The sequence below is a fragment of the Micromonospora sp. NPDC002717 genome (assembly GCF_040295705.1).
In the GTDB taxonomy this organism is placed as follows: domain Bacteria; phylum Actinomycetota; class Actinomycetes; order Mycobacteriales; family Micromonosporaceae; genus Micromonospora.
The window spans coordinates 59,695-83,360 of the sequence record NZ_JBEOVW010000015.1; the positions used below are offsets into that span (position 1 = coordinate 59,695).

The 23,666-nt window shown below is 73.8% G+C and carries 18 protein-coding genes; 4 read left to right on the forward strand and 14 right to left on the reverse strand.

From position 1 onward, the window contains the following. Positions 1-259: 259 nt before the first annotated feature. The 3 genes from whiA to rapZ are packed head-to-tail and all read right to left on the reverse strand — an operon-like array spanning position 260 to position 3,174. A complete protein-coding gene (gene whiA / locus ABT006_RS22215) occupies positions 260-1,240 on the reverse strand; it encodes a DNA-binding protein WhiA (RefSeq protein WP_067304387.1) in 981 nt (326 codons plus the stop codon). Positions 1,241-1,294: 54 nt separating this feature from the next. Further along, on the reverse strand, positions 1,295-2,290 hold the full coding sequence (locus ABT006_RS22220) for a gluconeogenesis factor YvcK family protein (protein WP_350709162.1): 996 nt from the start codon (positions 2,288-2,290) through the stop codon (positions 1,295-1,297). After that, positions 2,287-3,174, reverse strand: a complete 888-nt coding sequence (gene rapZ, locus ABT006_RS22225; RefSeq protein WP_350709376.1) for an RNase adapter RapZ — start codon at positions 3,172-3,174, stop codon at positions 2,287-2,289. Before rapZ ends, ABT006_RS22220 begins: the two co-directional genes overlap by 4 nt. 328 nt (positions 3,175-3,502) lie before the next feature. On the opposite strand from rapZ, the gene recQ reads away from it, so the two are divergent. After that, positions 3,503-5,356, forward strand: coding sequence for a DNA helicase RecQ (recQ, locus tag ABT006_RS22230; protein WP_350709164.1), 1,854 nt, complete (start codon positions 3,503-3,505; stop codon positions 5,354-5,356). Between the two features lie 121 nt (positions 5,357-5,477). Here recQ and ABT006_RS22235 read toward each other — a convergent pair whose 3' ends face one another. The 5 genes from ABT006_RS22235 to rsgA all read right to left on the reverse strand — a co-directional run bounded on the left by ABT006_RS22235 (position 5,478) and on the right by rsgA (position 15,464). Beyond that, positions 5,478-7,715: a ligand-binding sensor domain-containing protein gene (locus tag ABT006_RS22235; protein WP_350709166.1), complete on the reverse strand. Its 2,238-nt coding sequence runs from the start codon at positions 7,713-7,715 to the stop codon at positions 5,478-5,480. A 583-nt stretch (positions 7,716-8,298) separates the two neighbouring features. After that, a complete protein-coding gene (uvrC, locus tag ABT006_RS22240; protein ID WP_350709168.1) occupies positions 8,299-10,272 on the reverse strand; it encodes an excinuclease ABC subunit UvrC in 1,974 nt (657 codons plus the stop codon). A gap of 240 nt (positions 10,273-10,512) precedes the next feature. Continuing rightward, positions 10,513-10,995, reverse strand: coding sequence for a Rieske (2Fe-2S) protein (locus tag ABT006_RS22245; RefSeq protein ID WP_350709170.1), 483 nt, complete (start codon positions 10,993-10,995; stop codon positions 10,513-10,515). 151 nt (positions 10,996-11,146) lie between these two features. Then, a complete protein-coding gene (gene uvrA / locus ABT006_RS22250) occupies positions 11,147-14,086 on the reverse strand; it encodes an excinuclease ABC subunit UvrA (RefSeq protein WP_350709172.1) in 2,940 nt (979 codons plus the stop codon). Between the two features lie 325 nt (positions 14,087-14,411). Then, positions 14,412-15,464 carry a ribosome small subunit-dependent GTPase A gene (rsgA, locus tag ABT006_RS22255; RefSeq protein ID WP_350709174.1) on the reverse strand — a complete coding sequence of 351 codons (1,053 nt, stop codon included), beginning with the start codon at positions 15,462-15,464 and terminating at the stop codon, positions 14,412-14,414. Between the two features lie 173 nt (positions 15,465-15,637). Here rsgA and ABT006_RS22260 point away from each other — a divergent pair, with 173 nt between their 5' ends. Both ABT006_RS22260 and ABT006_RS22265 read left to right on the forward strand, forming a co-directional pair. Further along, a complete protein-coding gene (locus ABT006_RS22260) occupies positions 15,638-16,354 on the forward strand; it encodes a maleylpyruvate isomerase family mycothiol-dependent enzyme (RefSeq protein ID WP_350709176.1) in 717 nt (238 codons plus the stop codon). A gap of 7 nt (positions 16,355-16,361) precedes the next feature. Further along, a complete protein-coding gene (locus ABT006_RS22265; protein WP_350709178.1) occupies positions 16,362-17,015 on the forward strand; it encodes an MBL fold metallo-hydrolase in 654 nt (217 codons plus the stop codon). Positions 17,016-17,072: 57 nt separating this feature from the next. Here the strand turns inward: ABT006_RS22265 and ABT006_RS22270 are convergent, their stop codons facing one another. Next, the gene (locus ABT006_RS22270) at positions 17,073-17,684 is read right to left on the reverse strand and encodes a DedA family protein (protein WP_350709180.1); all 612 of its coding nucleotides are present in this window, start codon (positions 17,682-17,684) and stop codon (positions 17,073-17,075) included. A 99-nt stretch (positions 17,685-17,783) separates the two neighbouring features. Next, positions 17,784-18,479, reverse strand: a complete 696-nt coding sequence (locus tag ABT006_RS22275) for a class I SAM-dependent methyltransferase (RefSeq protein WP_350709182.1) — start codon at positions 18,477-18,479, stop codon at positions 17,784-17,786. A gap of 174 nt (positions 18,480-18,653) precedes the next feature. Here ABT006_RS22275 and ABT006_RS22280 point away from each other — a divergent pair, with 174 nt between their 5' ends. Continuing rightward, entirely contained in the window at positions 18,654-18,857 is a 204-nt protein-coding gene (locus ABT006_RS22280) for a cold-shock protein (protein ID WP_007072071.1), read from the forward strand. A gap of 48 nt (positions 18,858-18,905) precedes the next feature. Here the strand turns inward: ABT006_RS22280 and ABT006_RS22285 are convergent, their stop codons facing one another. The 4 genes from ABT006_RS22285 to ABT006_RS22300 all read right to left on the reverse strand — a co-directional run bounded on the left by ABT006_RS22285 (position 18,906) and on the right by ABT006_RS22300 (position 23,664). Continuing rightward, on the reverse strand, positions 18,906-20,243 hold the full coding sequence (locus tag ABT006_RS22285) for an MFS transporter (RefSeq protein WP_350709184.1): 1,338 nt from the start codon (positions 20,241-20,243) through the stop codon (positions 18,906-18,908). After that, entirely contained in the window at positions 20,240-20,815 is a 576-nt protein-coding gene (locus tag ABT006_RS22290) for an ArsR/SmtB family transcription factor (RefSeq protein WP_350709185.1), read from the reverse strand. Before ABT006_RS22290 ends, ABT006_RS22285 begins: the two co-directional genes overlap by 4 nt. Before the next feature lie 127 nt (positions 20,816-20,942). Next, positions 20,943-21,809, reverse strand: coding sequence for a hypothetical protein (locus tag ABT006_RS22295; RefSeq protein ID WP_350709187.1), 867 nt, complete (start codon positions 21,807-21,809; stop codon positions 20,943-20,945). 148 nt (positions 21,810-21,957) lie between these two features. Next, a complete protein-coding gene (locus ABT006_RS22300; RefSeq protein ID WP_350709189.1) occupies positions 21,958-23,664 on the reverse strand; it encodes a CocE/NonD family hydrolase in 1,707 nt (568 codons plus the stop codon). Positions 23,665-23,666: the final 2 nt, after the last annotated feature.

Sequence of the window (23,666 nt, forward strand, 5' to 3'; positions counted from 1 at the left end):
GTCCCATCTCCTCGCGTTCTGTCCGCCGGCGTGGGATAACAGCCGGCGAAGTGGTGTGCGCCGACCGTTGGAGCCGGCCGTTGACGGTTCATCTCGGCCACCCCGCCGCGGTCGTGGAGACCTGACCGCCCGAGGCGGTGTGCACGGCGAGGAGTGCCTGTGCCGGCCCCCTTGCCGTACGCAGCGACCCTATCCGAGCGTGTGCCGCCGCGCTGCGGCGGGTGGAGATCCGTCCGCGGCGCGACGCCTCACCGTCCTATCAGACCACGAGCATGTCGGGCGTGACGGCCGCTTCCGTATCCGGGATGCCGAGGTCTCGGGCCCGCTTGTCCGCCAGCGCCAGCAGCCGGCGGATCCGGCCGGCGATGGCGTCCTTGGTCAGCGGGGGGTCGGCCAGCGCGCCCAACTCCTCCAGCGACGCCTGCCGGTGCTCCAGGCGCAGCTGACCGGCCGAGGTCAGGTGGTTCGGGGCGTCGTCGGCGAGGATCTCCAGCGCCCGGGTGACCCGGGCGGCGGCGGCCACCGCGGCGCGCGCCGAGCGGCGCAGGTTGGCGTCGTCGAAGTTGGCCAGCCGGTTCGCCGTGGCCCGGACCTCGCGGCGGACCCGGCGCTCCTCCCAGGCCAGCACGCTGGAGTGCGCGCCGATGCGGGTGAGCAGCGCGGCGATCGCGTCGCCGTCCTTGACCACCACCCGGTCCACCCCGCGCACCTCGCGGTTCTTGGCGGTGATGCCGATCCGGCGGGCCGCGCCGACCAGGGCCAGCGCCGACTCGGGGCCGGGGCAGGTGATCTCCAGCGCGCTGGAGCGGCCGGGCTCGGTCAGCGAGCCGTGCGCCATGAACGCGCCCCGCCAGGCCGACACCGCGCAGCAGACGTTCGCGGCGACGACGTGCGGTGGCAGGCCCCGCACCGGACGGCCCCGGACGTCGAGCAGCCCCGTCTGCCGCGCGAGGGCCTCGCCGTCCTTGACCACCCGCACGATGAAGTGGCTGCCCTTGCGCAGGCCGCCGGAGGCCAGCACGTGGATCTCGCTGGGGTAGCCGTAGACCTCGGCGATCTCCCGCCGCAGCCGCCGGGCCACCGCCCCGGTGTCGAGTTCGGCTTCCACCACCACCCGACCGGAGACGATGTGCAGCCCGCCGGCGAAGCGCAGCAGCGCCGCCATCTCCGCCCGCCGGCAGCAGGGCTTGGGCACGTCGACCCGACTCAGCTCGTCCTTGACCGCAGCCGTCATCGCCATTGTGCGTCCCCTCACGGACCTGTTCCGGCGTGTCGCCGGAGATTACGTACGTGTCTAACGATCGGCGCCCAGGACAGGCACCAGTGCGGCGCCCAGAGCGGCCGGATCATGACGGGGAGTGCCGTCGGTGACCGCGACGGGAGCGAGGACCAGGCGGGCACCCAGCGATTCTGCCGCACGTTCGACCGGTTCGGGGTCACCCGCCGCCTTGGAATCGGCGACCACATGGTCGACCTTCAGCTCCGGCAGGTACCAGCGCAACGCGGCCAGGTGGTCGGCCAGGGAGAGCCCGAGCGTCTCCTTCTCCGACGCGAGGTTCAGCGTCACCAGCCGCCGCGCCGGGCTGGCGACGACGGCGGCGGCCAACTCCGGCACCAGCAGGTGCGGCAGCACGCTCGTGTACCAGCTGCCCGGCCCGAAGATCAGCCAGTCCGCCGCGCCGATCGCGGCGACCGCCTGCGGGCAGGCCCGCGGGGCGCCCGGGGTCAGCCGCAGCGACTCGACCCGGCCGGTGGTCACCGCGACCTGGTGCTGGCCGGTGACCGTACGCACCTCGTCCGGCCGGGTCGGGTCGGCGCCGCGCACCCGCGCCTCGATGCCCACCGGCTCGCAGGACATCGGCAGCACCCGGCCCACCGCGCCGAGCATCGCACCGGCGTGCTCCAGGGCGGCCACCGGGTCGCCGAGCAGCTCCATCAGCCCGCAGAGCACGAGGTTGCCCACCGCGTGCCCGGCCAGCCCGTCGCCCCGCCCAGGGGCCGGGTCCGCGGAGCCCGGCGGCGGCACCTCGGCGAAGCGGTGCTGGAACAGGCCGGCGCTGCGCCGCGTGGCGGGGTGGTCCCCCGCCAGCGCCACCAGCGCCTGCCTCAGGTCGCCCGGGGGCAGGCCACCCCGCTCGGCGCGCAGCCGGCCGCTGGAGCCGCCGTCGTCGCCGACGGTGACCACCGCCGTGATGTCCAGGTCCAGCTCGGGGGCGCAGCGGCGCAACGCGCGCAGCGAGACGGACAGGCCGTGCCCGCCGCCGAAGGCGACCACCCGCGTCGCCGTCACTCGCGCCCCAGGTCGCGGTGCTGGGCGTTGGCCGCCAGGCCGGACTGGCGCAGCCGGGCCGCCAACTCCTCGGCGATGGCCACGCTGCGGTGCTTGCCGCCGGTGCAGCCGACCGCGACGGTCAGGTAACGCTTGCCCTCCCGCTCGAAGCCGGCGGTGGTGGCGTTGACCAGGTCGGCGTACGAGGCGACGAAGGCGTCCGCGCCCTCCTGCCCCAGCACGTACGAGCTGACCGCCTCCTCCCGGCCGGTGTGCTCGCGCAGCTCGGGCACCCAGTACGGATTGGGTAGGAAACGGGCGTCGAGCACGAAGTCGGCGTCCGGCGGCAGGCCGTACTTGAAGCCGAAGGAGAGCACGGTGACCCGCAGCCGGCGGGCGTCCTCGCCGCCGAACAGCTCCTCGATGCGACGGCGGAGCTGGTTGACGTTCAGGTGGCTGGTGTCGATGATCACGTCGGCCTGGTCGCGGGCCTCCTCCAGCAGGCCACGCTCGACCGCGATGCCGTCGGCGAGCCGCCCGTCGCCCTGCAACGGGTGCGACCGGCGGACGCTCTCGAACCGCCGGATCAGCACCTCGTCGTCGGCGTCGACGAACACCACCCGGGGCGAGAAGCCGCGCTCCTTCAGCTCCCGGATCGCCCCCGCCAGGTCGGTGGAGAAGGCACGCGAGCGCACGTCCAGCACCATCGCGGTGCGCCGGGCCGCCCCGCCGGCCTTGAACGCCAGCTCCGCCATGTCGAGCATGAGCGCCTGGGGCAGGTTGTCCACCACGTAGAAGCCGACGTTCTCCAGCGCCCGGGCGACCGTGCTGCGACCGCCGCCGGAGAGGCCGGTGACCACCACCAGGGTGGTGTCCGGCTCCGCCGGGGCCGGCTGCCCCGTCACCGTCGCGCCCCGATCCTCGGCCGTACGCGCCTCGCTCACCCACTACCCCCCAGCCGTGGCGCCGCGGCCGGGACACCCGGCCGCGCGTGGTCAATCAGCGACTCTATCCCGCCGCTGCCGGCCCACCGTCGTACGCCCGCGGGCGGCGTGGCCCGGCGGGCTGCCGCACCGCCGTCGGCGTCCGGCCCGGCCGCCCCGCCCGGCGGGTGGTGGGGAGCCGGTGCCGGCGGGCGGTGGGGAGCCGCCGGTGTCCGGCCGTCCGGGCACGACCGCGCGCCGGGGCGGCTCGGGCCGGCCGGGTGTCGGGGGCGGTTCGTAGAATCCCCGGATGGCTTCCCCCACCGACCTGCGCACGTCCGACGCCCTGGAGACGCTGCGCCGGGTGTTCGGCTACGACGCCTTCCGCGGCTTCCAGCAGGAGGTGATCGACCACGTGGTGGCCGGCGGCGACGCGCTGGTGCTGATGCCGACCGGTGGCGGCAAGTCGCTGTGCTACCAGATCCCGGCGCTGGTGCGTGACGGCGTGGCGGTGGTGGTCTCGCCGCTGATCGCGCTGATGCAGGACCAGGTCGACGCGCTGACCGCGGTCGGCGTGCGGGCCGGCTTCCTCAACTCGACGCAGGACCTCGACGCCCGCCGCGCGGTGGAGCGGGCGTTCGTCGGCGGCGAGCTGGACCTGCTCTACCTCGCCCCGGAGGCGCTGGGCACCCGCCCGGTGCAGCAGCTGCTCGACCGGGGCCGCATCGGCCTGTTCGCCATCGACGAGGCGCACTGCGTGTCGCAGTGGGGGCACGACTTCCGCCCCGACTACCTCGCCCTGTCGATGCTGCACGAACGCTGGCCGGACGTGCCCCGGATCGCGCTCACGGCCACCGCGACCAGCGCGACCCGCGCCGAGATCGCCACCCGGCTGAAGCTCACCGACGCCCGGCACTTCGTGGCCAGCTTCGACCGGCCCAACATCCAGTACCGGATCGTGCCCAAGCGCGAGCCCCGCAAGCAACTGCTGGGCCTGCTGCGCGACGAACACCCCGGCGACGCCGGCATCGTCTACTGCCTGTCCCGTGCCTCCGTGGACAAGACGGCGGAGTTCCTCACCGCCAACGGCATCGCCGCGCTGCCCTACCACGCCGGCCTGGACGCGGCGACCCGCGCGCGGAACCAGCAGCGATTCCTGCGCGAGGACGGCCTGGTGATGGTGGCGACCATCGCCTTCGGCATGGGCATCGACAAGCCCGACGTCCGCTTCGTCGCCCACCTCGACCTGCCCAAGTCCGTCGAGGGCTACTACCAGGAGACCGGCCGCGCCGGGCGGGACGGGCTGCCGTCGACCGCCTGGCTGGCGTACGGGCTGCAGGACGTGGTGCAGCAACGCAAGATGATCGAGACCTCGGAGGGCGACCTCGCCCACCGGCGCAACCTCGCCGCCCACCTCGACGCGATGCTGGCGCTCTGCGAGACGGTCCGCTGCCGCCGCGCCCAACTGCTCGACTACTTCGGCGAGCAGGCGACGGCCGCCTGCGGCAACTGCGACACCTGCCTCGACCCGCCGGAGTCGTGGGACGGCACCGTCGCGGCGCAGAAGCTGCTCTCCACGGTGTTCCGGCTCGACCGGGAACGCAACCAGCGCTTCGGCGCGGGGCACTGCGTCGACATCCTGCTCGGCCGCACGACCGACAAGGTCACCCAGTACGGCCACGACTCGCTGACCGTGTTCGGCATCGGCGGCGAGCTGCGCGAGGCCGAGTGGCGCGGCGTGGTGCGGCAACTGCTCGCCGAGGGGCTGCTGGCGGTCGAGGGCGACTACGGCACGCTGGCCCTGACCGAGGCCAGCGCGGAGGTGCTGGGCCGCCGCCGCACGGTGATGATGCGGCGCGAGCCGGAGCGGGTCGCCTCGCCCCGGGCGGCCAAGCCGCGGGGGGCGGCCACCGTCGTGGCCGACCTGTCCCCGGCGGCCGCCGGGGTCTTCGAGCGGCTGCGCGCCTGGCGGGCGGCCACCGCCAAGGAGCAGGGCGTCCCGGCGTACGTGATCTTCCACGACGCGACGCTGCGGCAGATCGCCACCGACGCGCCGGCATCCCTGGCGGAGCTGTCCCGGGTCAGCGGCGTCGGCGAGAACAAGCTCGCCAAGTACGGCGAGCAGATCCTGACCGTCCTGGCCACGGAGCCGGCGGCCGGTTGAGCCACCCGCTACTCGACTGAAGCTGCCGCCGACGGGGTGCGCCGGGCGCGACGATCGGGTCGGGAAGCAGAGCCTCCCGACCCGATCGCGGTTGCTCGCCGCAGCGGCCCGGCGGTCCGGCTCAGCCGGCGGCGTCTGCCTCAGGGCTGAGGCGGAACACCTCGTCGGAACGGGTGTAGTACAACGTGTGCCCGTCACGGGCGAAGGTGTAGTTGGTGATCCCGTTGGCCAACCGCCGTGGCTCCAGTGTCGTCGGATCGACCTGGAAGAGGTTGCCCCGGCTCAACGCGTACAGGGTGCCGTCCTCGGCGAACTCGAGGTCCGCGCTGACCCAGACGGCGGCCCCCTGCCACAGGTACGGGGTGAGCTGGGTCTTGCGCAGCACCTGGCCGGTGGCCGGGTCCAGCTCGTACAACCGACCCATGTCGATCGCCCAGAGGTTGCCGTTCGGGGCGACGGTCAGGGCGGTCACGGCCTCGACCTCCGGGCTGAGCGTGATCTCCCACAGCTTGGCGGCGCGGGTGGTGTCCCAGGCGAAGATCTTCGCGGTCCGGTCCGTCGGCGTGGAGCCCAGCCCACCGTGGACGGAGGTGCCGGCGAAGAGCACCTGGCCCGCCGCGGCCAGCGACACGATGCTGTGGCCCGGAACGACATCCCGGTGCGTGACAAGTTCCCCGGTCTTCGGGTCGTACAGGCCGAGGACCCCGCCGAGCTTGCCGTAGGAGGGGACAGTGCCGAAGGCCACCCGGTCGCCCACGGACGCCCAGGCGAACGGCCGGTCCTGCTCGAGGTGCTCCAGGGCGCCGATGTGCTCGGGGTTGGTGGTGCCGTCCCACTGCCGGCTCGGGTCGTACCGGTACAGGTTGGCCCGGGTGTACGTCCCGAGGTAGAGGTCGCCGTCGTGGGCCAGCATCCCCTCGACCTGCCCGACGTGCCCGCGCGGCAGCTGCTCGGTGGTCCCCGTCACCGGGTCGTACGCGGAGACACCCTCGTACATGTAACCGCCGGTGTAGATCCGACCGTCGGGTCCCCGGCCGATCGACTGGATCTTGATCGGCGCCGTCTCCACGTCGGCCTGGCGGATGTCGTGCTTTCCGGTCACGGGGTTGTAGAGAGCCAGCTCGCCGGTCTGGTACATGAACGCGAGCGTGTTGCCCGGGAAGTCTGCGCTGCCCAGGTGCACCCAGCCGAAGTCCCGCGCCGGTTTGAGGTTCTTCATGCCCGTCCCCCGCACCTGGCCGGATGTGAGGTTGTAGGCACGCAGTTCACCGGCCGCGTCGATGTAGTAGACGTCCCGTCGCGGCCCGGGCTCCGACACACTGCCGAACGAGGTCGGCCCGAGATCGGTGGCCCACTCACCCCGCTTCAGGTCGTACGCGAGCAGGTGGTTGCCCGGGGTGACCCGGGCGAACATCGTGTCGCCCCGGATGTCGAGGAAGTAGACGAACTCGTTGTCGCGGTGCTCGGCGGGAAGTTCGATGGTGCGCCGGGTTCCGGTGCCGGGATCGAGCACGACGATGCGCGGCTTCGAGCTGCCGAGGCCGGCGTAGACCAGTCCGTCGGCGACGGCGACGCTGCGCACGTACGCCTCCTCCGAGACGCTGCCGTAGCTGGTGAAGTCACCGGTGGCGGGGTTGAAGCTGAACACCTCACCCTTCGGGTAGGTGCCACCCCAGACGATGCCGTTCTCGTCGACCTCCAGGTCCCACAGGTACATGGCGTTCGGGGTGGCCCGGCCCAGCGACTCCAGCTTGGCGGTCGACGGCGACCAGCGGTAGAGCGCCCCGTCGTTGTAGGCACCGACGTATACCGAGCCGTCGCCGCCAGTGATGACTGTCCATGATCCCTGTGCGCCGGCGGGCAGGGAGACCGCGTGCCTGAGATCGCCGGACGCTACGTCGATCACCTCGAACCGGGCGGGCGTACCCGTGGTGACGGCGTAGATCTCCTCGCGACCGTCGGGCCCCACGCCGTACGCGGTGTCGAGGATGTTGGCGGCCACCACCGGGTGCCCGATGGAGGTCTCGGTCCGCGGCACGGCGCGCCGGAAGGTGACGTCGTCCCAGGTGACGCTGGTGACGTCGCCGGTGGACGAGTAGAGCAGGATCCGGGCGGTGGCCGTCCCCACGGGGGTTGTCGCGGTCACCGCTTCCCAGGCCCAGGCCGTCGGGTCGCTGTAGGAGATGCGGTGCGAGCTGCTGGACAGCTGCCGGCCCGCCGCGTCGTAGTAGTAGACGACGATCGACGGAATGCCCTGCTTGACGAGCACCCAGGCCCCGAAGTCGTACCTCTGGTCAGCGATCACCGGCACCGGGTCGCTGAGCAGGCCAAACTGGCCGGTGTTGCTGCGATCCTCCATGGAAAGCGCCTGCGACCCGCCGCGCGTCGGCGATGCGACAACGCTGAAGCCGCCCGTCCCGTATCTTTGGGTCCAGCCCGGAATTGCGGCGGCCGGGGCAGGATCCTCGAATCCACCGTTCCGCACGACCGAGTCCACGGTCAGCGGCTGGACCGGCGCAGCGGCGAGAGCCCCGCTACCCGTTGACGCCATGAGGACACCGGCCACTATGGCCAGGCGCAGTTTCCGCATCGATATGGGCAAGTCGACCTCCGTCAGGGCGGTGGCGTGAAGGAAAGATTCGCGGCTGTCGACGGTTTCCTACCCACCATCAAGAGGCCGCATTACGGCCTTGACCGTATATCGAACGCGTCGGATGTCAAGACCCTGACGCAGTCGGGCGCGACAGCCGGCCGCGGGCCCCGGCGGTGGCCCGGTGGGCGTGAGCCGGTGGCCGTGCCACCGGCGGCTCGGGGGTCCGGAAGAAGGCAAGGGCCCGCAAGGGCCGTTCCGGCACGGAGCAGAGACGTCCGGACTGGGCGTCCTGGCCGAGCGGCCGGCGGCCGGCTGAGCGGGCCCGGCCGGGCCGTCGCCGACAGCGGGGTCAGTCCGCCGCCGGCGGGGCCTTCGCCTCGCCGCCGAGGGCGGCGAGGACCGCCTCGGCGGTGCGCCGACCGACGCCGGGCACCTCGGTGATCTCCTCGACGGTGGCGGCGGAGAGCCGCTTGAGCGAGCCGAAGTGCCGCAGCAGCGCCTTGCGCCGCACCTCGCCCAGGCCGGGGACCTTGTCCAGCGCCGACTCGGTCATCCGCTTCGAGCGCCGCTGCCGGTGGAAGGTGATGGCGAAGCGGTGGGCCTCGTCGCGCACCCGTTGCAGCAGGTAGAGCCCCTCGGACGTGCGCGGCAGGATGACCGGGAACTCGTCGTCGGGCAGCCAGACCTCCTCCAGCCGCTTCGCCAGGCCGCAGAGCGCCACGTCGTCGACGCCCAGCTCCGCGAGGGCCTGGGCCGCCGCCGCGACCTGAGGCGCACCGCCGTCGACCACCACCAGCTGCGGCGGGTACGCGAACTTGCGCGGCCGGCCGGTGGTCGGGTCGATCAGGGTGCCGACCCGCGGCTCGTCGGGCCCGGCCGGGGCGTCGGGGTCGTCGGCCGGCTCGACGCCCACCTCACCGGTCTCGGCGCGGGCGTCGAGATAACGGGCGAAGCGGCGGCGCAGCACCTCCGACATGGCGGAGAGGTCGTCGGTGGCGCCACGGATGATGAACCGTCGGTATTCGCTCTTGCGGGGCAGCCCGTCCTCGAAGACGACCATGCTGGCCACCACGTCGGTGCCCTGCATCTGCGAGATGTCGAAGCACTCGATGCGCAGCGGCGAGGTGCGCATGTCGAGCGCCTCGCTGATCTCGTCGAGGGCCTTGCTCCGGGTGGTCAGGTCGCCGGCGCGGCGCAGCTTGTGCCGCGCGAGGGCGTCCTTGGCGTTGCGCTCGACCGTCTCCAGCAGGGACCGCTTGTCGCCGCGCTGCGGCACCCGCAGCGTCACCCTGCTGCCCCGGTGGCTGGAGAGCCAATCGGCCAGCGCGACGGCGTCGGCGGGCAACTCCGGCACGAGCAGCTCGCGCGGCACGTCGGCCTCGCCCTGCTCGCCGCCGTAGACCTGCGTGCAGAAGTGGTGCACCAGGTCGCCCGTGGTCAGGTCCTCCGTCTTCTCCACCACCCAGCCGCGCTGGCCCCGGACCCGGCCGTCGCGGACGTGGAACACCTGGACGGCCGCCTCCAGCGGGTCGTCGGCGAACGCGACCACGTCGGCGTCGGTGCCGTCGCCGAGCACCACCGTCTGCTTCTCCATCGCCCGGCGCAACGCGGCGATGTCGTCGCGCAGCCGGGCTGCCCGCTCGAACTCCAGTTGCTCGCTGGCCTCGGTCATCTCCCGTTCCAGCTTGCGGACCATCGTGTCGGTGCGGCCGGCCATGAACTCGCAGAAACCGTCGACGATCTCGCGGTGCCGCTCGGGGGTGACGCTGCCGACGCACGGCGCCGAGCACTTGCCGATGTAGCCCAGCAGGCAGGGGCGGCCGACCTGGCCGGCGCGCTTGAACACCCCGGCGGAGCAGGTGCGGGCCGGGAAGACCCGCAGCAGCAGGTCGAGCGTCTCGCGGATCGCCCAGGCGTGCGAGTAGGGCCCGAAGTAGCGCACCCCCTTGCGCTTGGCGCCCCGCATCACCTGCAGGCGCGGGAACTCCTCGTCGAGGGTGACCGCCAGGTACGGGTACGACTTGTCGTCGCGGTAGCGGACGTTGAAGCGCGGGTCGTACTGCTTGATCCAGGTGTATTCGAGCTGGAGCGCCTCGACCTCGGTGCCGACCGTGACCCAGTCGACCGACTCGGCGGTGGTGACCATCTGCTGGGTGCGCTGGTGCAGGCCCCACAGGTCCGCGAAGTAGGAGTTGAGGCGGCTGCGCAGGTTCTTCGCCTTGCCGACGTAGATCACCCGGCCGGTGCCGTCGCGGAACCGGTAGACCCCCGGTGACTCCGGGATCGTGCCGGGCGCGGGACGGTAGGTCGAGGGGTCAGCCACGGCAGCAAGCCTAGTCCGCGCCTCCGACACCCCCGGGAGGAGCGCGGGCGCCGCCCCGCCCGCCCGGGCCCGGTGGACGACCCGCCGGCGGCACGGCCGGCGTCCTGGTGCTGGAGCGGTTCCTGCCGCCGGCCGCCCTCGGGGAGCCCCGCCGGCCGGCCGTCGATGGTCGACGCGGACGCCACGACGGGATGACGGCGGCCGACGACCCGGTGGGGTCGCCGGCCGCGGTGCGTCCGGTCAGGCCAGCGAGATCTGGTCGCCCGTGACCTTGATGTTCTTCGGCGGGAGGGGCTTGGTGGCCGGGCCGCCCTTCACCGAGCCGTCCTCGATGGAGAACTTGCTGAAGTGGCAGGTGCAGTTGATGGTGCCGCCGTCGACGTTCGACACCGGGCAGCCCTGGTGGGTGCAGATCGGGTCGAAAGCCTTGAACTGCCCTGCGGTCGGCTGGGTGATCACCACGCCCTGCGCGGCGAACACGGCGCCGCCGCCGACCGGGATGTCGGCGGTGCGGGCCAACGACTGCGCACCCGCGCGGTCGCCGCCGCCGGCGTCGCCGGTGCTGGGCACCGCCGGGCCGCCGCTGGTCGGGGTCGCGCCGCCGCCGGAGTCGTCGCTGCCGCAGGCAGCCAGGACCACCGCCGCGCCGACCGCGCCGGCGCCCGTGAGGAGGGCGCGCCGGGTCTGCGCCGCCGGCCCGGTCAGCTCCTGCTCGTCACTCATGCCTTGCCTCTCTCTCGGCTGCCGCCGCCCAGTGATGATCCGCGGCCACGCTCGGGTACACGCAACACTGTGCCCGACGGTTCACCCGATCGGCGAGCGCCGGGCTGGCCGGACGGGTCCGACGGCCCGCCCGGTCGGGTGCCGGCGCGCCTCAGCGGGCCCCGGCCGGGACCTTCCGCGCGCGGGACTTCGCGCCGTTGGCCTTGGCCGCCCGGGAGGTGGCCGCCGCCGCGCCCTTGGCCTCGCCGTCGAGCTTGAGCACCTGCCGCAGGAACTGCCCGGTGTGGCTCTCGGGCACCTCGGCGACCTCCTCGGGGGTGCCGGTGGCGAGCACCGTGCCGCCCCGGTGACCGCCCTCGGGGCCCATGTCGATCAGCCAGTCGGCCGACTTGATCACGTCGAGGTTGTGCTCGATCGTGATCACCGTGTTGCCCTTGTCGACCAGCCCTTCCAGCACCATCAGCAGCTTGCGGATGTCCTCGAAGTGCAGGCCGGTGGTCGGCTCGTCGAGGACGTAGACCGTCCGGCCGGTGGAGCGCTTCTGCAGCTCCGAGGCGAGCTTGACCCGCTGCGCCTCGCCGCCGGACAGCGTCGGCGCGGGCTGGCCGAGCCGGACGTAGCCCAGGCCGACGTCCACCAGCGTCCTGAGGTGCCGGTGGATGGCCGGGATCGCGGAGAAGAACTCCGCCGCCTCCTCGATCGGCATCTCCAGCACGTCGGAGACGGTCTTGCCCTTGTAGTGGACCTCCAGGGTCTCCCGGTTGTAGCGGGCGCCCTTGCAGACCTCGCACGGGACGTACACGTCGGGCAGGAAGTTCATCTCGATCTTGATGGTGCCGTCGCCGGAACACGCCTCGCAGCGGCCGCCCTTGACGTTGAACGAGAACCGGCCCGGACCGTACCCCCGGACCTTGGCCTCGGTGGTCTCCGCGAAGAGCTTGCGGACGTGGTCCCAGACCCCCGTGTAGGTGGCCGGGTTGGACCGCGGGGTACGCCCGATCGGCGACTGGTCGACGCCGACCACCTTGTCGACGTGCTCCAGCCCGGAGACCCGGGTGTGCCGGCCGGGGACCAGCCGCGCGCCGTTGATCTGGTTGGCCAGCACCGCGTAGAGGATGTCGTTGACCAGCGTGGACTTGCCGGAGCCGCTGACCCCGGTGACCGCGATGAGCTGACCCAGCGGGAACGACACGGTCAGGTTGCGCAGGTTGTGCTCGCGCGCGCCGTGCACGACCAACTCCCGGCCGGCGGTCTGCGGGCGACGCTGCTGCGGCGTCGGGATGGACCGGCGGCCGGACAGGTACGCCCCGGTCACCGACTCAGGGTTCTCCAGCAGCGCCGGCACCGAGCCGCTGTGCACGATCTTGCCGCCGTGCTCGCCGGCGCCCGGGCCGATGTCGACGATCCAGTCGGCGGTGCGGATGGTGTCCTCGTCGTGCTCGACCACGATCAGCGTGTTGCCCAGGCCGCGCAGCCGGACCAGGGTCTCGATGAGCCGGTGGTTGTCCCGCTGGTGCAGCCCGATCGACGGCTCGTCGAGCACGTAGAGCACCCCGACCAGGCCGGAGCCGATCTGGGTGGCCAGCCGGATGCGCTGCGCCTCGCCGCCGGAGAGGGTGCCGGCCGGGCGGTCCAGGGAGAGGTAGTCCAGGCCGACGTCGAGCAGGAACTTCAGCCGGGCGTTGATCTCCTTGAGCACCCGCTCGGCGATCATCTTCTGCCGGTCGGTCAGCTCGATGCCGGCGAGCAGGTCGGCGGCCTCGCCGACCGACAGGTTGCAGACCTCGGCGATGCTCTTGCCGGCCAGGGTCACCGCGAGCACCTCGGGCTTGAGCCGGGCGCCGCCGCAGGCCGCGCACGGCACGTCCCGCATGTAGCCCTCGTACTTCTCCCGCGACCACTCCGACTCGGTGTCGGTGTGCCGGCGCTCGATCCACTGCACCACGCCCTCGAAGCCGGTGTAGTAGGAGCGCTCGCGGCCGAACTTGTTGCGGTAGCGCACGTGCACCTGGTCGTCGGAGCCGTGCAGGATCGTCTTCTGCGCCCGGGACGGCAGGGCCCGCCACGGGGTGTCGACGTCGAAGTGCTCGGCCTCGCCGAGGGCCTCCAGCAGGCGGAGGAAGTATTCCAGGTTGTGCCCGGTCGACCAGGGCTGGATGGCGCCCTCGCGCAGGCTGCGCTCGGGGTCGGGGACGACCAGCTCGGGGTCGACCTCCTTCTTGGTGCCGATGCCCGTGCACTCCGGGCACGCCCCGTAGGGCGCGTTGAAGGAGAAGACCCGGGGCTCCAGGTCCTCGATGGCGAGCGGGTGGTCGTTGGGGCAGGCCAGGTGCTCGGAGTAGCGCCGCTCGCGCTCCGGGTCGCCCTCGGCCAGGTCGACGAAGTCGAGCAGCACGAGGCCGTTGGAGAGGCCCAGGGCGGCCTCGACCGAGTCGGTCAGCCGCTGCTTGGCGCTCGGCTTGACGGTGAGCCGGTCGATCACCACCTCGATGGTGTGCTTCTCCTGCTTCTTCAGCTTCGGCGGCTCGGTGAGCGGGTGCACCACGCCGTCGACCCGGGCCCGGGCGTAGCCCTTGGCCTGGAGCTCGGCGAAGAGGTCGACGTACTCGCCCTTGCGGCCGCGCACCACCGGCGCGAGCACCATGAACCGGGTGCCCTCGGCCATGGCGAGGACCCGGTCGACGATCTGCTGCGGGGTCTGCCGGGAGATCCGCTCGCCGCAGACCGGGCAGTGCGGCTCGCCGATGCGGGCGAACAGCAGCCGGAGGTAGTCGTAGACCTCCGTGATGGTGCCCACCGTCGAGCGCGGGTTGCGCGAGGTGGACTTCTGGTCGATGGAGACGGCCGGGCTGAGGCCCTCGATGAAGTCGACGTCCGGCTTGTCCATCTGGCCGAGGAACTGCCGCGCGTACGACGACAGCGACTCGACGTAGCGGCGCTGCCCCTCGGCGAAGATCGTGTCGAAGGCCAGGCTCGACTTGCCCGACCCGGAGAGCCCGGTGAAGACGATCAGGGCATCCCGGGGCAGGTCGAGACTGACGTCACGCAGGTTGTGCTCGCGCGCGCCACGGATGATCAGTCGGTCGGCCACTGTCCGTGTACTCCCGGGTGAAGAAGATGAGGCGGAAATGTCCGCTCTGAGGCTGGTCTGAGCGGTTGTCTGCGCACAGGAAAGGCGCCCCGGCAACTCTAGCCCCGAGGTACGACACTTTTCCCCGCCGGCACATTCCCCCAGCTCAGCCCGGTCGGCCGCGCCGCCGGCCACCCCTGACACGGGCCGAGCGCCCGCCCGCGAAGCGCCCGCCCGCGAAGCGCCCGCCCGCGAAGCGCCCGCCCGCGAAGCGCCCGCCCGCGAAGCGCCCGCCCGCGGCCGGTCGAGCGCCACGCGCCGACCGGCCGCTGTCGCGACGACCCCGTCAGGGGCGGGCGGCCCGCCGGCGGGCGGAGCGCCAGCTGCCGCGCCGCTCGGCGGCCAGCCGCGCCTCGCGCCGCCGGCTCTCGTACGCCACCTCCCGCTGCAACCGGCGCCAGCTCTCCCAGCGCCGCGCCGGCAGCTCGCCGCTCTCCAGCGCCTCGCGCACCGCGCAGCCGGGCTCCCCGTCGTGCCCGCAGTCGGCGTACCGGCATCCGGTGGCCAGCTCGGCGATGTCGGCGAACGCCCGGTCCAGCCCCGCCGAGCCGTCCAGCAGGCCCACGGCCCGCACCCCCGGGGTGTCCAGCACCGCCCCGCCACCGGGCACCGGGACCAGCGCCCGCCACGTGGTGGTGTGCCGGCCCTTGCCGTCGACGCGCCGGATCGCCTGGGTGGGCATCACCACGGCCCCGGCCAGCGCGTTGACCAGGCTCGACTTGCCGGCACCGGACGGACCGAGCAGGCCGAGCGTGCGGCCGGGCGCCACCTCGGCGCGCAGCGGCTCCAGCCCGGTGCCGCGCTCGGCGCTGACGGCCAGCACGGGCACCCCGGGGGCGACGGCGGTGAGCTGGCGTGCCACCGCCTGCGGGTCGGCCGCCAGGTCGGCCTTGGTGAGCACCACCAGCGGCCGGGCGCCCGACTCGTGCGCCAGGGACAGCAGCCGCTCGATCCGGCCGATGTCCGGCTCCGGGTGCACCGGCTCCACCACCGCGGCGGCGTCCAGGTTGGCGGCCAGCACCTGGCCGCTGGCGTCCTTGCCGGCGGTCCGCCGGACCAGGGCGGTGCGCCGCGGCAGCACCGCCTCCACGGTCACGTTGCGGTCCGGCCAGGTGCCCAGCAGCACCCAGTCGCCGGCGCAGGGCAGGCGGGTCAGGTCCCGGGCGGCGGCGGCGAGGACCGCCCCGCCCAGGGTGGCGCGGACCGGGCCCTCCGCGCAGAGCACGGTGCAGACGCCCCGGTCCACCCGGGCCACCCGGCCCGGGCGGTGGTCGCTGCGCCGTCGTACGTGTGCCGCCCGGTCGGCGTCCCAGCCGAGGGCGGTGATATCGATGGTCATGGCATTCCTTATCGGTGTCGGAGCGGGTGGTGCACGCGTGCTGCGACCGGCAACGTCACCACCTCCTCCCCGACTTCCGGTGCCGCGTCCGACGCCGACGGTAGGGCGCGCGACGACGCGCCGAAAGCGATTTCCCCGGCGACTCGGGGCGGCCCGACGGTTAGGGTCGGTACGTGACCACTGATCCACTCCTGCTGACCGGCGAGGTGGACGCGGCCACGGACCGCCTGCTGCGGACCGCGGCCACCTTCGACGGTGCGGACATCGCCGCCGCCTCCCTGCTGCCCGGCTGGACCCGCGGGCACGTGCTGGCACACCTGGCCCGCAACGCCGACGGCTTCGTCAACCTGTTCACCGCGGCCCGCACCGGCGAGCCCGTCCCGATGTACGCCTCCGCGACGGCCCGGGAGGCCGACATCGAGGCCGGCGCTCCCCGGCCGCCCGAGGCCCACCTCGACGACCTGCGCCGCTCGGCCGACCGGTTCGCCGAGGCGGTAGCGGCGATGCCCGTCGAGGCGTGGGCGGGCACGGTCCAGACCCGGCGCGGCCCGTGGCCGACGGCCATGCTGGTCTGGGGCCGGCTGCGCGAGATCGAGGTGCACCACGTGGACCTCGACGCCGGTTACCGGCCGGCCGACTGGCCCGAGTCGTTCGGCCACCGGCTGCTGCACGAGGTCGCCGGCGACCTCGCCGGGCGCGCCGACGTGCCGCCGATGGTGCTGCGCTTCGACGGCAGCCGGCACGAGCTCGTCGTCGGCGACCGCTCGGCCGCGCCCACGGTCGCCGGCTCCGCCCCGGAACTCGCCGCCTGGCTGATCGGCCGCAGCCCCGGCACCGTGCTGGCCGTCACTCCCGACGGTCCCCTGCCGCAACCACCGGAATGGATATAGCCAGACCATGACCTACAGCGGAGACGTCACGCCCGGCGGTGCGCCGGCCGTACGCGAGCTCGACGCGCTCACCATCACCAAGGTGTCGGTGGGCCCGATGGACAACAACGCCTACCTGCTGCGCTGCCGGGCCACCGGCGAGCAGGTGCTGATCGACGCGGCGAACGAGGCCCCGCGCCTGCTCGACCTGGTCGGCGACGCGGGGCTGGGCACCGTGGTCACCACCCACCAGCACATGGACCACTGGGTGGCGCTGGAGGAGGTGGTCGCCAAGACGGGCGCCCGCCCGCTGGTGCACGCCGACGACGCGGCGGGGCTGCCGATCGAGGCGGAGACGCTGGCCGACGGCGACACCGTGCCGGTGGGCGACTGCGCGTTGGAGGTCATCCACATCAAGGGGCACACCCCCGGCTCGATCGCGCTGCTCTACCGCGATCCGGCCGGGACGCCACACCTGTTCACCGGCGACAGCCTCTTTCCCGGCGGGGTCGGCAACACCGACAAGGACCCGGAGCGGTTCGCCGCGCTGATCGACGACGTGGAGCACAAGCTGTTCGACCGGTTGCCCGACGACACCTGGTTCTACCCCGGCCACGGCAAGGACAGCACGCTCGGCGCGGAGCGCCCGGCGCTGCCCCAGTGGCGCGCCCGGGGCTGGTGAGCACCGGCGGGGCCGGGCGCGTCGCGCGCCCGGCCCCGCTCCCCCCGTTGGCGGCGGTCAGCCCCCGGTGACCGCCCGCAGCCGGCGCCGCGTGCCCATCAGCACCACCCCCGCCAGCAGCAGCCCGACCGCCATGGTGACCAGCATCGGGCTGGACTCCCCGGGCAGCAGCCCGGCCAGCGACCGCGAGGCGGTCCCCAGCACCAGGTAGAGCCCGGCCCACGCCGCCGCGCCGACCGTCGCGCAGCCCAGGAAGCGCCGGTACGACATCCGCAGCCCGCCCGCCGCCAGCGGCAGCAGCGCGTTGAACACCGGCAGGAAGGGCGCGATCAGCACCATCCGGCCGCCCCCGCGCCGCAGGATCCCCTCCGCCGCCACCCAGCGCTCCTCGCCGATCCACCCGCCGATCCGGCTGCGGCGCAGCCGGTCCCCGTACCGGCGGCCGGCGAGGAAGCTCAGCGACCACCCGGAAAGGCAGCCGGCCACCACGACGGCGAAGGTGGCGACGCCGGTGACCGGGCCGCCGACCCCCATGGCGGCCAGGATCGCCACGTCCCCCGGGACCAGCACACCGAGCAGCGGTACGGCGTCGAAGAGCATCACCACCCCGAGCACCCCCATGAGCAGGGTGGTGGGAAGCTCTCCGACCTGGGCCAGCCAATCCGCCATGCCCCGTACGCTATGACCGCCCGGCCACCCCGGGCATCGGGTCCGATCCCCCACCGCCCCCTGGTATCCGGGTCGGGGTCGACCCTGAGGAGCCCGGGGTCACCGGGGGCGCAGCACCTGGACCCGCCGGACGGGTGTGTCGACGGCGGGCTCGGTGGTCGGCAGGACATAGCTCGTCACGGCCGCCAGCACGTCCGGCGGCAGGTGCCCCCGCCCGGGTTCGCCGACCAGCACGTCGGCGCCGGTGGCGGCGGCCCGACGCAGGAAGGGCAGCACCCGCGCCGTCATCGCCTCGTCGTAGAGCACGTCCCCGGCCACCAGCAGGTCCACCTCGGACGGATCGGAGTCGAGCAGGTCACCGCCGGTGGCCGCGACCGTCACCCGGTTGGCGCGGGCGTTGACGGTCACCGCCGCGACCGCGTACGGGTCGATGTCGTTGGCGACCACGTGGTCGGCGCCGGCGAGCGCGGCGGCGATCGCCACCAGGCCGGACCCGGCGGCCAGGTCGAGCACCCGCCGCCCGGCGGCGAGGTCGGGGTGGTCGAGCAGGTGCCGGGCGAGGGCCTGCCCGCCGGCCCAGACCGAGGCCCAGTACGGCGGCGGCAGGGCGCGCCCGGCGTGCGCCTCCATCCGGGCCCACCACACGATGGCGTCCTCGGCCAGGTGCAGCCGCACCTCGGGCACGAACGGCGCCCGCACCAGCCGGAGCCGGTCCAGGCCGCCGCCCGGAGCGTCGATCTCGCGCTCCAGTTCGGTCAGCGCGACGGCTGCGGCACCTCTCACCGGCGCAAGCATGCCCCAGCGGGCCGGTCGCCGCGCGGCTTTCGGCCAGCGGCCCCGAGAGTTCACCACGCCGCCTGCGGCACTTCGGCCAGCAGATCGGCGTTCGGCCGGTTACTGTCGGGGAGGTACCGGGCGATCATCGGTCGAGCACCGAGGGGTCACCCGCTTGGGAACAGGGAGAGATGCATGGCAACCGGCACGGTTAAGTGGTTCAACTCGGAAAAGGGCTTCGGCTTCATCGAGCAGGACGGCGGAGGTCCGGACGTCTTCGTCCACTACTCGGCCATCGCGACGAGCGGTTACCGGGAGCTGAACGAGGGCCAGAAGGTCGAGTTCGAGGTGACCCAGGGGCAGAAGGGTCCGCAGGCGGACAACGTCCGCCCGATGTAGATCCGTGCCGGTGGCGGCGGCCGGGAGCCGGCCGCCGCCGCAGCGCGTTCAGGGCACCTCCGGCGCGGCGGGCAGGTCCCGACGCCGCCGCAGCGGCCCGACCAGCAGGATCACCGGGGTGAGCGCCAGCCAGCCGGTCATCATCGCGATCGCGGTGCCGGTCCCGTACGCCGCGCCGACCGCCCCGGCCAGCAGCGCGGCCAGTGGGATCGTGCCGTAGTTCAGCATCTGCATGCTCACCGTGACGCGGCCCAGCAGGTGGTGCGGGGTGTAGGTCTGCCGGAAGCTGCCCTTGACCACGTTGCCCACCGCCACCCCGAGGCTGAGCAGCATGCCGCCGACCGCCGGCAGCACCAGCGCGCCCCCTGGGCCGGCGAGCGGGATCAGCAGCGCCGGTGGCCCGCTGAGCGCCCCCGCCACCAGCAGGGCCCGGGCGGTGCCGAGGCGCCGGCCGAGCCTGGTGGCCAGCTGCGCGCCGACGATGCCGCCGAGACTCATCACCGCTACCAGCGCGCCGACCGACGCGGGCGCGAGGCGCGCCTCCCGGACGAGGAAGACCACCAGGACGGCCTGGTAGCCGACCAGCCCGACGTTGCTGGCCGCGCCGAAGACGGTGAGCGTCCGCAGGTAGGGGTCCCGGGCGACGAAGCGGATCCCCTCCCCGATCTCGCGTCGCAGCGACCGGGACCGCCGCACGCGCCCGGGAGGCTTCTCGACGGTGCGGATGCGCAGCAGGCAGACGGCGGAGAACAGGAAGCTCAGCGCGTCGAGCAGCAGCGCCGTGACCGCGCCGGCGAGCTGCGCGACCCCGCCGGCGAGCCCGGGGCCGAGCACGTAGCTCGCGGTCTGGGTGGCCTGGAGCTTGGCGTTGCCCTCCGGCACCTGCTCGGGGCGCAGCAGCACGGGCAGGTAGACCTGGTCGGCGGTCTCGAAGAAGACCCGGGCCAGGCCGGCGCCCAGCGCGACCACCAGCAGCTGCCCGACGGTCAGCATGCCGAGCAGGGCGGTGGCCGGGACGCTGAGGAACAGCGCCGCGCAGACCAGGTCGCAGGCGATCATCAGGGGCCGGCGCGGCAGCCGGTCCACCCAGGCGCCGACCGGCAGGCCGACGAGCAGCCAGGGCAGCCAGGAGGCGGCGGTGAGCACCGCGACGCCGAAGGCGCCGGCGTCGAGCACGGTGACCGCGACCAGGGGCAGTGCCACGGTGGTGACGTTGCTGCCGACGGCGCTGGCCGTCTGCCCGGCCCAGAGCAGCCGGAAGTCCCGGTGCCGCAGCAGGCCGCCGCGTCGTACCCCCGGGTCGCCCGCCGGGCGCGGCGCGGGCGCCGGCGGGGTCTCGCCGGCGGCGGGGGTACGGGGCGGCGCGGCGCCGACGGCCCGCGTCACGGCGTGGCCGGGATGCCGTAGGCGAAGAGGAAGACCGGCTCGCGTTTCCGCCCGTCGTCGGGCACCTCCCGGTCGGCCCACCGGGCGAGCAGGTCGTTCACCTCGCGCCCCAGCTCGGCGAGTTCCTCGTCGGTCAGGTGCAGCCAGCGGTCGGTGGAGAACGGCCCCGAGGGCCAGGCGGCCTGGCTGGCCTCGTCGGTGGCGTGCCAGGCGCGGGCGAGGGCGACGTGCCGGTCCAGGTTGAGCGAGGTGGCGGCGTCGGCGACCGCCCGGGCGGCGGGGTCGGCGTCGAAGTCCGACTGGGACCAGCGCACGCCCCGGCTGACCAGGCGCCACCAGCGTTCCCGGCGGTCGCGGGCCAGCTCGGGCGCCTCCTCGAGCAGCTCGGCGCCGGCCAGCACCCTGAGGTGGTGGCTGACGTTCGCCGGGGCCTGGTCGGTCCGCTCGGCGAGCTGGCCGACGGTCGACGGGCCGTGCACCTTGAGCACGTCCATCAACCGGCGACGCAGCGGGTGGGACAGCGCGGCGAGGACCCGCGAGTCGGTGACCTGGCGCACCTCAGGGTTCGTCATGCCGCCAGTCTGGCATCAGCAACGACAGTTGCGCAATGACTCTTGCGCAACTGTCGTTGCTGGTTCCGTCCCGGCGGGCGCTCGACACCCCGCCCGCGCTGTCCCGGCGGTCGGTGTCGCCGGCGGGTCAGGCGGCCAGCCGGCGGCCCAGCTCGTCGGCGACCTGCGCGGCCATGGTGGCGGGGATCGCCGCGGCGATCTTCTCGGGGGTGAGGGTGGCGAGCACGCCCGCCACGATCGCCTGCTCGTCGGTGAAGTCCCTGCCGGACAGCGCGGTGAGCTGCGCGACGAGCGCGTCGAGCCGCTGCATCGTGTAGTCCAGCTTCGCCACGATGCTGTTGCTGGCCTTCTCGGGGCCGCCCGCGTCGGGGTCGACGCTGCGCCCCATGCTCGACCCGCCGTAGAACAGGCCGGCGTAAATGCTGTTGATCTGACTCTCGGCCTGTGCGCTCATGTCGTCCTCCAGAAGTCCGATGGCGGTCAGGTAGCGGCGGAACAGCGGGGTCTGGTCGCGTCCCGCCTTGATCGAGTCGCGGAAGAAACTGAAGTGGGTGTGCCACAGGTGGGAGTCGTCCCCGCTCGTCCGCTTGCGCAGGCGGTCCCACCGTCGGACGACCTTGCCGTCCGGGGAGTAGATGATCTCCCTGACGTCCCGGCTGTCCGGGGTGTTGGCGACGCACTGCGCCACGCACCAGTTGGAGAAGGTGCGCAGGTCGTGCGTACGGCCGCCGGAGCGGACCTCGAAGATGCCGACGTCGAGCGCCGCCGCGTCGAGGGTCAGGCCGGCGGAGTCGCGCGGCGACTCGACGACGGAGTAGTCCTTGGTCACCACCCGGTCGGAGCCGCAGTGGTAGCCGCCCCGGTGGGCGGGGTCGCCGACGATGCCGACCTCGGCGGGTTCGAGGTCCTGGCTGCGGCTGGTGTCGGGGTCGATGTCGAGGTGGTCGAGCAGCAGACGGCGGACGGTCAACAGGTTCTCCGGTGCCCGCGTCATGGGATTCCCCCTTGCGGATGGTCAGGGGCCGGGCACAACGGTGACACCGCGTAGGCGGTGTGGGGCCACACGTGCGGGGCCCGGCCGAGTGGTGCACAGCGCCGGGCGTTGGCCCAACCATAACGCCGCCGATGAATGAATGCCCAGCTCAGGAGGGGTTTTTTCGACTGGGAGAAAGCTGTGCGGCGGTCGCCGTGATCGGCAGCACCACTGCGGACGGTCGCTGCGGGTCGTGCAGGATCTCTCGCCATCCGGCACGGAGGGTGACGGCAGCACCGAGGGCTTCGCCGGTGCCGGGGTTGCGCGCGTAGCGCGGATGGGCGCCGCCGGAGACCTGGACCCGCAGCCGGTGCCCGGGCGCGAACCGGTGTGCCGTGGGCCAGAGCTCCACCGGCACGCGCACCACGCCGGCCGGGTCGGTGGGGTACCGGCCGGGCGCGACGCGGACCAGCCCGTCGCAGACGTTCCAGGACCGGCCACGCCGGTCCACGTCGCACAGTCGCACGAAGACGTCCAGGTGGGACAGTTCGCTGCGGAGGTGGATCTCGGCGCGTACCGGGCCGATCACCTCGACGGGCGCGTCGAGCGGGGCGCTGGTGAAGGTCAGCACGTCGGGTCGGGCCTCGACCGGACGGTTGTCCACCGGCCCGGCACGCTGGGCGACGAGCAGCGGCCCGCCGAGCGAGGGCGTCGGGTCGACCGGGTCGTAGCGGAAGCGATCCGGCGCCGACGGGACCGGCGTCGCGGTGCCCAGCCCGCCGCCCGGGTGCAGGTGCCACCGGATCGGCGCGGCCGGCGGGGGCCAGTCCGGCAGGTCGCGCCAGCCGCCACCGGCCCCGCCGACGTGCACCCGCACTGGGGCCGCCCGGCCGGCGGCGGTGCCCCGCCGCTCCGCCCGGTGCGGCGGGCGGCCGGCGAGGTGCTCGTCGAGCCAGTCCAGCCCCTCGCGCAGGGCGGCGACGAACAGCCCTGGGCTGCCGTGGGTCCACGGCCCGACGGTCAGCCGGGGGTGGGCACCGGCCGCGCGCAGCGCCGCGAAGTCGCGCAGCTGCGCCGGCAGGAAGATGTCGTGCCAGCCGGTCACCATCGCCACCGGGGCGCGGACCTCGGCGATCCGGTCGCCGAAGACGCGGTCGCGCCAGTAGCCGGCGTCCGGGGTGTGGTGGCGCAGCCACTCCTGGAAGAACGGCACCGTCACGCCGGTGGCCACGCGGTCCGCCTCCAGCAGCGGCAGGTGCGCCAGCGCCGCCGTGAGCCGGGGCTGGCCGCGCTTGAGCTCCCACTGCCGGGCCAGCCACGGCACGGTCTGCGCCTGGAGCAGCTCCGCCCAGGTGAGGACCGTGTCCAGGGCGAAGGACTCCCCGGCGTACGTCGAGTCGCGGGTGCCCGAGGCGGTCACCACCGCGACCATCGCCCGCAGCTCCTGTCCCGCGTCGGCGGCCAGGGCCCACTGCACGAAGCCCTGGTAGCTCGCGCCGAACATGCCGAACGCGCCGGACCACCAGGACTGGCGGCGTAGCCAGTCGAGGGTGTCCAGGCCGTCGTCGCGTTCGTGCACCAGCGGGTCGAAGGTGCCGCCCGAGCCGAACGTGCCGCGACAGGACTGGATCACCACGTGGAAGCCGCGCTCGGCGGCCAGCCGGCCGAGCAGCCGCATCGGCCCGCCCCGCCCGTAGGGGGTGCGGATCAGCACGGTGGGCGCGCCGGGCAGGTCCGGGGCGTAGTGGTCGGTGCGCAGTGGCACACCGTCGCGGACCCGCACCGCGACGCCACGGGTGACGGTGACCCGCCGGGTGCGCGCGGGCGGCAGCCGCAGCGCGGCGGCGGCGAGCCGGACGGCCGGCCGGTCGAGCACGG